The following is an 11,562-nucleotide window of genomic DNA, read 5'->3' as shown; positions in this document are numbered from 1 at the left end:
TACCTCGCGAATGCATGACACTGCACATCCCACAAGGAAAGAGGCTCTGCACATGACAACCAGACGCTCGGATACAGCCCGTCAGATAACAGTCACCGCGAGCTTGTTGATCTGCATCGTCGGTTCGATGATCGGCGTCGGAGTGTTCGGTGGAACTCCGATAGCGCAGGCCGCCGGTGGTGCCTTGGCTGCGGACTCAACTCTCCTGGCGCCCGCCACCCCCGCCTTCTCGATTTGGTCCGTGGTGTACACCGGCCTGGTTGCCTACACCGTGTGGCAATGGTTGCCGTCCCAGCGGGCCAATCCGCGGCAGCGCTCCCTCGGCTGGATCGTGGCCGTGTCCATGGTCCTGAACGCCGCGTGGATCCTGTCCGTGCAGGCTGGGTGGCTTTTCGTCAGTGTTCTGGTGATCCTGGCGCTGCTGGTGACCCTCGTCCTGGCGTTCCTTCGCTACAGCCGGACCCGCGCCGTTTCCTGGGTCGAGGCCATTGTGGTGGACGGGACTTTGGGGCTCTACCTGGGCTGGACCAGTGTGGCGGTCTGCGCCAACATCGCCGCCGCTCTGAAGGCCTCCGGCTTCTCAGGCTTCGGGTTGCGGCCCGAGATCTGGTCAGTGGCGGTGTTGGTAGTGGTGGCCATCGTTGGAATCGCCCTGGCGATCAAGGGCCACGGCCGCCTTGCACTGGCAGCAGCCATCGCCTGGGGCCTCGTCTGGATCACCGTCGGCCGCAGCGCCGATTCACCCGAATCATTCCCGACGGCGGTCGCGGCGGCTGTTGCTGCTGCGCTGGTCCTCGGTGCCGCGATCACGGTGCGGGCTCGGGTTGTACTGGCTGGGGCTGGGGCTTCCGCGGCTTCCGGGGCCCGGTAGGCGGGCCACCGGTAGGCGGGCCACTGCTAGGCGGGCCACCGGTAGGCGGGCCACCGACTTTTCCACATAGGGCAAGTCAGACCTGATGCTGGCCAGTGCCGGCTGGAAGAGTTGGCGGTATGGAGCAGATTCGGGGCGGTCAGGCGAGGGCGGTGGTTGGGCCTGCCCTTGGTGCGGGGCTACCGTCCGGGTACTCGGCACCCAGCGTTTCCGATCTCATGACACTCTTGGGTGACGTTCGTCTCGGTACCGCCGGCGGCAAGCTGATCGACCAGATCCGCGGGCTGGAAGAGCTGAAGTCCGCCATTGCCGGCCTTCAAGCCAGGGCAGCGGTGGCCTTCGACCTCGCCCAACGCCGCGAGCAAGAGACAGCAGGCGTCCCCTCGTCCGAGCAGGGCCAGGGTGTCGGGGCGCAGGTTGCGTTGGCCCGGCGGGAATCCCCGAACCGCGGCTCCCGGCTTTTGGGGTTTGCGAAGGCGTTGGTGACGGAGATGCCAAGGACTTTGGCCGCGCTGGAATCAGGTCAGCTCAACGAATGGCGGGCGACGCTGTTGGTGAAGGAAACAGCATGCTTGAGCGTTGAGGACCGCTGCGCGGTGGATGAGGAACTCGCCCCCGACACCGGAGGTCTCGCCGGGAAAGGTGATCGGGCGATCATCGCCGCCGCTAAAGCCGCCGCCTACCGGCGTGATCCGCGCTCGGTTGCCCAACGTGCCAGCCACGCCGCCACCGAACGGACAGTAAGCCTGCGCCCGGCACCGGACACCATGACCTACCTGACCGCCCTCCTTCCGGTCGCGCAGGGTGTGGCTGCCTATGCTGCGCTCACGCGGGCAGCTGACTCGGCCCGCTCCAGCGGTGATGCCCGGCCCCGCGGACAGGTCATGGCAGACACTCTGGTCGAACACGTCACTGGAACGCCTGGTGGAATCTCTGGGATCGACGTTCAACTCGTCATGACCGACCGGACCCTCTTCCAAGGCGACAGCGAACCGGCCCGGCTCCAGGGGTACGGAATCGTCCCTGCAGAATGGGCAAGAGTTCTCCTGACCGACGGCCCCGCCAAGCCTGAGGGACAGGCTGGAACTACCAGGCCCGACGCGCAAGCTGTGGCGCAGGCTGGGTCTACATCACGCGACGGCTACAAGCGGACGCGCGCGCATGCAACGCCCGCCGAGTCCACGGGCCAGAGCCACCAAGATGCGGAAACCAGGGAGCACCAAGACTTCCGAGTGATGATCCGGCGGCTATACACCGCTCCGGGAAGCGGCGAACTCCTGACCATGGACTCCAAAGCGAGGATCTTCCCCCAACGATTACGTCGCTTCATCGAGGTCCGGGACGATACCTGCCGAACCCCGTACTGCGATGCGCCCATTAGGCATATGGACCACGTGGTCCCGTGGCACGATGGCGGGACCACCACCCTGAACAATGGCGCTGGGCTGTGCGAAGCGTGCAACCATACCAAGGAAAACCCCGGGTGGAGCGCCAGTGTGCAGCACGGCCAAACGCACACCATGGAAGTCCGAACCCCTACCGGGCACCTCTACCGGTCGAAACCGCCGCGACTGCCTGGCCACGAGAACGCTTCATCACCTGCGCCGCCGGTCAGGCCGCCCGCGTCGGAACGTCCCCGGGAGCCAGAACTGCAGCATGCCCGGCAGACTTAATGCACAGTGGCGTCGCAACAGCTGCTATGCCGGGCAAGCATCCTTCAATGCTTGAACGGACTCGGCCGGTACTTGGTCGCCGGCGTCGGCGATCTGGCGGAGGGGCGTGGTGATGTCGGAGGGGACGCCTGCGGCATCGGCGGCTGTCACCAGGCCAGCGAGTACCTGCTTGTCTTCGACGCCCACCAAGCCATCCTGGACAACTGCGCAGATTTGCTTGGTCACTTCGTCTGCGGCTGCGGTGGCAACCTTTGACGCGGCCTCACTTGCAGCGTTTCCGGCTGCTTCCTCAACGGCTCCGCAGCCGACGAGCAGCAGCAAAACGGGGACGGCGGACAGGGCTGCAAGTCGACGGGTCATGAGTCCAGCCTAGCAATCGAGCATGGGGCAACCTTCCCCCTAGCCCACCGATGCCGGGATTGATACGCTCACCGGATGCGGCTGCGTCCCATCGATCTAGTAGATGTGTTCGTCTACCTTGTGGTGTTGGGCGTGTTCATCCAACTGTTTCCCGCCGTTATTTCCGAGTCTTTCCTGTTGGCGCTTCTGACTGCCATCCTGCTCAAGGTTGTGCTTGAGGCAGTGCTACTGGCCAAGAGAAGCATCGTTGGCCGAATCCGCAGTGAACAGACCACCGTGGCGGTCCGCGTGATAAGCGTTGTTGCGCTGCTGCTTGTCATGCCGGGAAGCAAGTTCGTGGTTCTTGAGCTTGTTGCCTTCGTGTTCGGCGACGCCGTGCAACTCGGCGGCTTCTTCGCGGTGACCGCCCTTATCGTCGTGCTGATGCTGGCGCGTGGAGGGATGCGACGTTTGTTCGCTCAGACAGAGAAATAATCAGCAACGGCTTTGGCCTCAGCGCTTAGTCAGCCGGTACACCGAGACGTAGGTTCGGGACTCTTTTATGAACCCGCTGCGCTCCCTGTCCGCCCGATTCGTACATCCCGCCCGAAGGGACAACACCGTCCAGGTGGCGAGGCACCCCCCTATGCTTGACGGATGGGAGAAAAGCCAGTGGACCATGTGGCGTTGGCCGTCTGCATGATTGATATCTCGTCCGACATTCGCCGCAAGTCACTGAATGAGACCGGCCTCCGCCCCATCTCGAATGGTGTGCTGGAAATCCTTCGCGTTGTTGAAAGCCATCCTGGTGTCACCGTTGCCGAGGTGGCGGCCAGACTTGGGCGGCAGTTGAGCAACATCAGTTCCCAGTTGCGCGAGCTCGTGGCTGCCGGCCTGGTTACACGTGTCAAGGATGCCTCAGACAAGCGCTACGTTTCCCTCCACCCCACGGACGAATCCAGACGGATCAAGGCGCTCCTGGAGAATGGTTGGGCTGACGCCATCATCGCGGCGAGCGCCCGCCTGCTTCCCGAAGAGCGCGAGCAGATCGCGGCCAGCCTTCCGGCGCTGCAGCGGTTGGCTTCGTTCCTTTCAGAACCTGAGATGGACCCGGCGCACCCCAAGCTTCCGCAGCCCAGGAACACGTAAGGCACGTCACCCTGATCCGGGCTTACGCCCGCCACCTTAAGTACTTATACTTTTATAAGTATTACTACTTTCAAGAATGGGTGACGCGTGGCATCGCAACTACTGGAGACATCGGGCGGACAAGCCCAAGCAAACACACCAGCCCCACCGGGCGGTAAAGGCAACATCGGCTGGCGGGCCCTACCCTTCCTGGCCCTCGCCCAGTTCATGGTGGTCCTGGATGGCACCATCGTGAACCTGGCACTCCCCCGCCTCCAACTGGAAATGGGCATCAGCGATTCCACCCGCTCCTGGGTGGTCACCGCGTACGCCCTCGTCTTCGGCGCCTTCCTCCTCCTGGGCGGGCGGATCTCCGATTTCTGGGGACGGAAGCGGACCTTCATCACGGCCTCAGCGGGCTTCGCGGCGGCATCACTCATCGGCGGATTGGCCCAGCAGCCCTGGGAACTCATCGGAGCCCGCGCACTTCAGGGCATCTTCGCCGCCCTCCTCGCGCCGGCGGCCCTGGCACTCCTGACGGTGGCCTTCCCCGGCGGCAAGGACCGCGGCACCGCCTTCGCCATCTTCGGCTCCATCAGCGGCGTCGGCGCAGCGGCGGGAGTTCTGCTGGGCGGCTTCCTCACCGAGTTTGTCTCGTGGCGGTGGTGCTTCTTCGTCAACGTACCCATCGCGGTCTTCGCGCTGATCGGTGTGTGGATTTTGGTGGGCGAAAGCAAAGCGGGAGGCTCCACCAAATACGACTGGCCCGGCGTCGTTCTTGCCGCCTTGGGCCTGGGCTCTTTGGTCTACGGCTTCGCCAACGCCGAACACGGCTGGGGTGCGGTGGAATCGTGGGGCTTCATTGCGGCAGGTGCGCTGCTGCTGGTACTTTTCGTCGCCGTCGAACGCAAGGTCCAGAACCCACTACTTCCGCTGCGCGTCGCCACCGAGCGCAACCGCGCCGCCGCGTTCCTGGCGTCCTTCCTCGCCGGAGCAGTGCTGATCGGCGGCATCCTGTTCATCAACTTCTACCTCCAGATCGTTCTGGGCTTCGCCCCGTTCGCGGCCGGAATCGCGTCCCTGCCCATGACGGTGGTGCTGATCGTCACGGCGGGCGTTGCGGCGAAGAACCTGCCCCGGCTGGGCGCCAAGGTCCCCAGCGCAGTGGGTCCGGTCTTCATGGCCGCAGCCATGCTGTGGCTCACTCAGGTCACGCCGGACGGGACGTACGCGGTGAACATGCTGCCTGCGTTGATCCTCATGGGCATCGGGTTGGGCCTGGTCTTCGTCCCCATGCAGAACCTGGCCCTCTTCGGAGTGGACAAGGACGACGCCGGGGTGGCCAGCGCCCTGGTCAACGCTTCGCAGCAGATCGGCGGATCGCTGGGCATCGCACTCTTCAGTGCCATCGCGGCTGCTACCACCGCGGCAGCGACCACTACGGCGGCTGGCGGCGGACCCCTTGCGGCGCTGACCTCGGGCTATTCAATGGTGTTCCTTTGGGCGGCCGGAGTGGCGGTTTTGATAACCCCACTCGCACTTCTCCTGATCAGGATCGACCGCAAGAGCTTCAGCGGAACAAGCGATACCCCGCACGTTCACTTGGGCTGAACGACCGGCGCCGCCACCCTGTCCGGGTGGCGGCGCCCGCATCTTTAGTACGGCGCGGCGGATATTCCGCCTTAATATTGACATGACATAAGTCACATTCTGTAAGCTAATTTCAAAGTCAGGCATACGGCTTCCTTCGCCCTACCCGGGGAGGTCCCCATGGCCCCGAATTCACTCAAGGCCGAGAATCTCATGGCCCATGGCGTCGCGCTCTCGGCGGCCACCATCGCCAGGCGACGGGCAGCCGCTCAACACGGCAACCATGGCGTGGCAAACAAGCCCGATGCCCTCCTCGGAGCGATCGCAGTCCGTCAACTGTTCCACCGCTGGCCGTTGGTGCCGTCTCGGGAGCTGGAACGTATCCGCCACGTACTGATCCATTGCGACCAACTCGGGTCACCGGACACGCATCACTTATCCGAACCAGCGCAGGCGCTGCTGGACCTCATCAACTGCGAGTTGGAGCGTCGACGTTCGGCGGGGAATCAGGCGTCCGGAACGGCGCCGGTCGGAGACGAAGCGGTGGCAGGACAGACATCAGTCGCCCCGGACAAGGACGCCGCCTGAGACTGGCTGGCCTTGGCGCCCATGGAAGCCTGAATCTCCCGGAGTTCCGCCAGGACGGCTGAACAATGGTGGCATTGATCCGTGTGGCGCCTTATTCTGGCCTGCGCATTTCTGCTCAAACCGTTGCGGACATACCTGCCGAAATGCTTCAGATAGAGTGCGCAGGACCGGATGGTGGGCTCGCCCACATGCTTCTGCAGGTACCTTTGCCGGAGCCCCTCGCGTGCACGCATGGCCAAGGAGGACACGGCATTCGGGGTCAGCCCCAGCAACGGGCCGGCTTGTGCCGGCTTGAGGCCCTCAACGTCCACATACCAGAGCACATCCTGCCAGCGCCGGGGAAGTTCCCGGAACGCGTGCACCAAAATGGAGCTCTCGTGGGTCCCCAGCACGTGATCGTCACCGGCAAAGGCCAGGGCATCCACCGCGCTGGAGTCAATGAGGACCAGCCTGGCGGACGTCTGGTTCTTCCGGTGGGCCATCCTGCGGATGGTGGTCAGGAGGTAGGGCCGGAATGACTCCACAGGACCCCCGCCCTTGATGATCGCCTGGAAGACGGCGGCAAACGCTTCACCCACTATGTCCGCGGCGTCACTCGAGTTGTTTGATTCCGTGCGGGCCACGAAACCTCCCACCCGCCGGTACCGGATGAACAGTTCACCAAAGGCGGCAACATCGCCTCCCCGCACCATCGCCAGCAACTGTTGGTCGCTCAGTGGTTCTGCGGCAGCGGGGTCACCGCGGTTTGGGCAGGGCATATTTTGCACTGACATAACGGGCCTTTCAAGGGATGGACAAGCCTGGCCGGAGCTGCAGGGATCGACGTGATGCGGCCGTGTTGTGGGCGCAGTCAAGGAAGGCCCCGCCCAATGCGCTGTAACATGCACCGGACGGGGCCGCGAGAAAGGTCTTGGGACGTTCTTGCGGGGCGTTTGTTACGGGATGGCCGCGACCACGTCGATCTCCACCAGGAAGTCGCCCAGGAACGAACCAACGGTGGTCCGCGCCGGGTAAGGGGCCACGACGTACTTTTCATAGATGGCGTTGAAGCCATCAAAGTCGCGCCCCGGGTGGTGGAGGTGCACGGTCGCTTTGACCACGTGGGAAAAGTCCAGACCGTGGGCACCCAGGACCTCACCCAGGTTCTTCATGGCCTGGATGGTTTGTTCCTCGATCGTGATCCCAACACGCTCGTCCGTGATGGGGTCGTGCGGCGTTTGGCCCGCGGTGTACAGGAATCCGTTGGCCACAATGGCCTGTGAGTAGGGGCCGGCAGGGCTGGGTGCCAGGTCTGTTGCGACTTGGAGGCGGGACATGTAGTGCCTTTCGTTGCTGTTGAAAAGAGTGGCTAAAGGACCTTCGAGAGGAACGCTTTGGTGCGTTCCTGCCGGGGGTTGTCCAGGACTTCCTCGGGCGGGCCGCTTTCGACCACCACTCCCCCGTCCATGAAGACCACCTGGTCGGCCACCTGCCGGGCGAAGCCGAGTTCGTGCGTGACCACAACCATGGTCATTCCGGCCTCGGCCAAGGACTTCATCACGTCCAGGACTTCGCCTACCAATTCGGGGTCAAGCGCGGAAGTTGGCTCGTCGAAGAGCATCAGCTTGGGCTTCATGGCCAGCGCCCTGGCGATCGCGATGCGCTGCTGCTGTCCGCCGGAAAGCTCTTGGGGATAGGAGTGTCCGCGGTTGCCCAGGCCCACCCGGTCAAGCAGGGCTTGGGCTTCCACAACAACCTCGCGCCGGGGCCGGCCGAGCACGTGCACGGGCGCCTCGATGATGTTCTCCAGCACGGTCATGTGCGGGAAGAGGTTGAAGCGTTGGAATACCATGCCCGCGTTGAGCCGTGAACGCGCAGTTTGGCGTTCCTTCATTTCGTAGAGCTTCCCGTTGCGCTCTGCGTAGCCCACCAGGTGCTCGTCAACATACAGGCGGCCTGCGTCAACCTTTTCCAGATGGTTGATGCACCGCAGGAACGTGGTCTTGCCGGAACCGGACGGGCCGATCAGGCAGGTCACCGAGCCCTTTTCGACCCTAAGGTCAATGCCTTTCAGGATTTCGATAACGCCGAAGTTCTTCCGGACTCCCCGGGCTTCCACCATGGCGGTAGTCATCATGCTGTCCTTGTCTTGGGCTTGCGGATCCGTCGGGGCGCTGAGTCGAAGCCACGTCCGTAACGGCGTTCAAGTTTGTTTTGGAAGAAGCTCAGGACGGTGGTCATGAGCAGGTACCAGAGGCTGGCTACGATCAGCAGCGGAATGGTCTGGTAGTTGTTGGCGTAGATGATCTGGGCCGAGTAGAGCAGGTCCGAGATCGCCAGGACACTCACCAAGGATGTTCCCTTCAGCATCGAAATGACCTGGTTGCCGGTGGGCGGGAGAACCACGCGCATGGCCTGGGGCAGGATGACCCGGTTCATCAGCTTGCCACCGCTCATTCCCAGGGCACGGGCTGCATCGTACTGGCCCTTATCCACGGAGCCGATGCCGCCTCGGATGATCTCGGCCATGTACGCTGCCTCATTCAAGGACAATCCCAGGAGCGCCGCCCCCAACGGCGAGATCAGCACGTTGGCGGAGCCCAGGACCACGGACGGTCCCTCGAACGGAAGCCCAAAGGCTATAACGGGATACAGGGCCGCAATGTTGTACCAAAAGATCAGTTGGACCAGCAGCGGCGTTCCACGGAAGAACCAGATGTAGCCGCGACTGATGGTGCTCAGGATCGGGTTGTCGGAGAGCCGCATGATCGCCAGCAAAGTACCCAAGGCGATTCCGACGGTCATGGACACTACGGTCAGCAGGAGCGTCAGCCCGGCGCCGGCAAGAATCTGAGGGGCGAACAGGTAGGACACCACGATGTCCCAGCGGTAGCGCTCGTTCACTGCCACATCCCAGGCCGCGCTGAGCGCCACCAGGATGAGGACGATTGCAAGGGCCAAACGGACCGGATGCTTCAGCGGCACCACCGGGATGGAGTCACCAGCCGCTGATGTGGCCGGCTCCTTGATATCGGGGACTGAGGGTTGCTCACTCATGGCCGTCACCTCTTTTCTCGGAGAATTCGTCAATGGGCTGGACTTCACTGGGCGAAGTTGACGCGGGCGTCGGTGATGGCGCTGGATTCAAGGCCATACTTTCCGAGGACCTTGATGTAGGACTCGCTCTTGATCACGGCATCCAGCGCTGCGGAAACGGACTTCACCAAGCCTGATTCCTTCGGCATCCCCACCCCTACGGGAGCGAACTCGTACGTACGGGCAACCTCGATCTGCGGGTTCTGGGTAGCTGCGTAATTCAGGATGGGCGAGTCAGCCAGCACCGTGTCCAGTCGACCGCTGGTCAGGGCGGAGATTGCCTGCCGGGTGTCCTGGAATTCGCTCTTCTGGATGGCTTCCTTGCCGGCCGCGACGCACGCTTCGTCGTATGAAGGAACGTTGACGGTCAGCTGGTACGAGCCCGTGAGGAGTCCTACCTTCTTGCCGCAGAGTGCGTTCTCGTCCTTGATGCCTGCCGGGTTGCCCTTGGGAACAGCGATCGCGTTACCGATTTGCATGTAGTCCACGAAGTCCAGGACTTCCATGCGCTTCTCCGTGGGTGTCATGGAGGAGACCGTCATGTCGTAACGGTTGGCCGCCAGGCCGGGAATGATGGAGTCGAAGTTGGCCACCTGGATGTCCACTTTGACACCCAATGCCTCGCCGATGAGACGGGCCACGTCGGGGTTGGTTCCGGTCATTTCCTGCGTGCCTTCGCGATAGAACTGCGTCGGCGGCTCGTTGGTGGGGATGGCCACGCGCAGCACCTTGGAAGCCTTGATGGACTCCGGGAGAAGGTCGACGGCGGCCTGGTTGACTTCCACGGCGGGGACGCCGGTGCCCGCTCCGGCAGCGTCGCCGGACGGGTTCGACGTCGATGCGTTGCCGGCGGGGCTGCAGGCCGTCACTGCCAGCATGAGGGCTGCCGTGACGACGACGCCCGGCAGGCCGGCCTTGGTGCGGTGGGTCGCTGGTGGATTTTTCATGTCGGGATGCTCATTTCTGCAAAGCCCAGGTGGGCTCTGTGGGTTGGGTGCGGGTGAACGCTTCATTGCGGTGCCGGATCAAGTCCCGGCCTTCGGTACGCAGTTCCTCGATGGTGGACACTCCGAGGAGCATCATGGTGCGGGTCATTTCGGCCCGGAACATTTTCAGGACGTGGGCTACGCCCGCTTCACTGGCGGCGGCCAGCCCGTACAAGTAGGGTCGGCCGATGGAGCAGGCGTCCGCTCCGAGTGCCAGGGCCTTCACGACGTCCGAACCCCGGCGGATACCGCCGTCGACGATGATCTCCATCCGCCCTGCAGTCCTCTCGACGATGTCCGGAAGGACGTCCAGCGGTGCTGCCATGTGGTCCAACTGCCGTCCACCATGGTTGCTGACCTGGATGGCATCGATTCCCATGGCAGCTGCCAGCGCGGCGTCGTTCGCGTTCACTACGCCTTTCAGCACGATCGGACCGTTCCAACGTTCCCGCAGGTCCTGGATGTCGTCCCAATCGGTGGGCTCATAGGACCCGGCGAGCAGCGTGCGCCACATGTCCGGCGAGCTGGCGAGCGGCCCATCCGGCACCTCAGCGTCCAGGTTGGGGAAGGCGATCGCGTCATTGGCCAGGAACCCCAGCGCCCATGCGGGGTGCAACATTCCCTCCACAACCGTCTTCGGCTTGATGGACGGCGGGGCGGTAAATCCGTTGCGGTAATCGCGCTCGCGGTGTCCGATGGCCCGGCAATCGACATTGACCAGCAGGGCTTCGTAGCCTGCGTTGGACACCCGGTCCAGGACTGCCTGCAGGAGGCCCTTGTCCGAGGTGGGTTCCAGGTTGAACCACCGGCGAAGACCCGGGGCCGCCGCGCTGACGTCTTCCATGGTGGTGGTGCTGAGGTGGGCCAGTCCGTACGGAATACCCTCGGCGAGCGCTGCCCGGGCGACGGCGGACTCACCCTGGGGGTGGAACAGCCGGGTACCGCCAGTGGGCGAGAGGGTGACCGGCATGGAAACGGGTCCGCCCAGGAGTGTTGAGCCGAGGTTCAAATTGTCCACGGAACCCCATTTGGGGAGGAAGGACCATTCGTCGAATGAGGACCGGTTGCGGCGGAGGGAGACCTCGTCTTCGCCGCCACCTTCGATGTATTCGAAGATGCTCTTGGGCAAGCGCTTGGCTGCCAGCTTCCGCATGTCCTCCACGCTGTAGCATTTCCTGGACAGGCGCTCCGAGACGGATCGGGCCGGCCCCTGCACCGAGGCGAGAGCCTTGATGTCCTTCAGTTTCATGGTGTGTCCTCTGCGTTCCTGCTGGGTTACCCTCCCAGCTTCCTTCCCAATGGTGACGCAGAT

The 11,562-nt window shown here is 63.5% G+C and carries 13 protein-coding genes; 6 read left to right on the top strand and 7 right to left on the bottom strand.

The features are described from left to right. The first annotated feature begins 52 nt into the window (after nt 1-52). Together N7568_RS18710 and N7568_RS18705 are read left to right on the top strand one after the other, a co-directional pair. Entirely contained in the window at nt 53-871 is an 819-nt protein-coding gene (locus tag N7568_RS18710; protein WP_261611279.1) for a tryptophan-rich sensory protein, read from the top strand. Nucleotides 872-990: 119 nt separating this feature from the next. Then, the gene (locus N7568_RS18705; RefSeq protein WP_261611278.1) at nt 991-2,544 is read left to right on the top strand and encodes an HNH endonuclease; all 1,554 of its coding nucleotides are present in this window, start codon (nt 991-993) and stop codon (nt 2,542-2,544) included. Nucleotides 2,545-2,568: 24 nt separating this feature from the next. On the opposite strand, the gene N7568_RS18700 is transcribed toward N7568_RS18705, so the two are convergent. Further along, nucleotides 2,569-2,904, bottom strand: coding sequence for a hypothetical protein (locus N7568_RS18700; RefSeq protein ID WP_261611277.1), 336 nt, complete (start codon nt 2,902-2,904; stop codon nt 2,569-2,571). 75 nt (nt 2,905-2,979) lie between these two features. On the opposite strand from N7568_RS18700, the gene N7568_RS18695 reads away from it, so the two are divergent. The 4 genes from N7568_RS18695 (at nt 2,980) to N7568_RS18680 (ending at nt 6,189) form a co-directional block, all read left to right on the top strand. Then, nucleotides 2,980-3,378, top strand: coding sequence for a hypothetical protein (locus tag N7568_RS18695; RefSeq protein WP_261611276.1), 399 nt, complete (start codon nt 2,980-2,982; stop codon nt 3,376-3,378). A 162-nt stretch (nt 3,379-3,540) separates the two neighbouring features. Then, nucleotides 3,541-4,032, top strand: coding sequence for a MarR family winged helix-turn-helix transcriptional regulator (locus N7568_RS18690; RefSeq protein ID WP_261611275.1), 492 nt, complete (start codon nt 3,541-3,543; stop codon nt 4,030-4,032). Nucleotides 4,033-4,119: 87 nt separating this feature from the next. Next, a complete protein-coding gene (locus N7568_RS18685; RefSeq protein WP_261611274.1) occupies nt 4,120-5,622 on the top strand; it encodes an MFS transporter in 1,503 nt (500 codons plus the stop codon). Nucleotides 5,623-5,781: 159 nt separating this feature from the next. After that, on the top strand, nt 5,782-6,189 hold the full coding sequence (locus N7568_RS18680; protein ID WP_261611273.1) for a hypothetical protein: 408 nt from the start codon (nt 5,782-5,784) through the stop codon (nt 6,187-6,189). Here N7568_RS18680 and N7568_RS18675 read toward each other — a convergent pair. From N7568_RS18675 to N7568_RS18650, 6 genes are all read right to left on the bottom strand, one after another. Next, nucleotides 6,108-6,962, bottom strand: a complete 855-nt coding sequence (locus N7568_RS18675) for an RNA polymerase sigma factor (RefSeq protein WP_261611272.1) — start codon at nt 6,960-6,962, stop codon at nt 6,108-6,110. The genes N7568_RS18680 and N7568_RS18675 overlap by 82 nt on opposite strands. 162 nt (nt 6,963-7,124) lie before the next feature. Beyond that, the gene (locus tag N7568_RS18670; RefSeq protein WP_261611271.1) at nt 7,125-7,505 is read right to left on the bottom strand and encodes a RidA family protein; all 381 of its coding nucleotides are present in this window, start codon (nt 7,503-7,505) and stop codon (nt 7,125-7,127) included. Nucleotides 7,506-7,537: 32 nt separating this feature from the next. Continuing rightward, nucleotides 7,538-8,302: an amino acid ABC transporter ATP-binding protein gene (locus N7568_RS18665; protein ID WP_306423033.1), complete on the bottom strand. Its 765-nt coding sequence runs from the start codon at nt 8,300-8,302 to the stop codon at nt 7,538-7,540. After that, on the bottom strand, nt 8,302-9,225 hold the full coding sequence (locus N7568_RS18660; protein ID WP_261611270.1) for an amino acid ABC transporter permease: 924 nt from the start codon (nt 9,223-9,225) through the stop codon (nt 8,302-8,304). Before N7568_RS18660 ends, N7568_RS18665 begins: the two co-directional genes overlap by 1 nt. 44 nt (nt 9,226-9,269) lie before the next feature. Further along, nucleotides 9,270-10,211 carry an ABC transporter substrate-binding protein gene (locus N7568_RS18655; protein WP_261611269.1) on the bottom strand — a complete coding sequence of 314 codons (942 nt, stop codon included), beginning with the start codon at nt 10,209-10,211 and terminating at the stop codon, nt 9,270-9,272. Between the two features lie 10 nt (nt 10,212-10,221). Further along, nucleotides 10,222-11,499, bottom strand: a complete 1,278-nt coding sequence (locus tag N7568_RS18650; RefSeq protein WP_261611268.1) for an alpha-hydroxy acid oxidase — start codon at nt 11,497-11,499, stop codon at nt 10,222-10,224. Between the last annotated feature and the right edge of the window lie 63 nt (nt 11,500-11,562).

It is taken from the genome of Paenarthrobacter aurescens (genome assembly GCF_025421775.1).
In the GTDB taxonomy this organism is placed as follows: domain Bacteria; phylum Actinomycetota; class Actinomycetes; order Actinomycetales; family Micrococcaceae; genus Arthrobacter; species Arthrobacter aurescens_B.
Note: the sequence above shows the minus strand (reverse complement) of the source record. Positions and strands in the feature narration are given on the sequence as shown.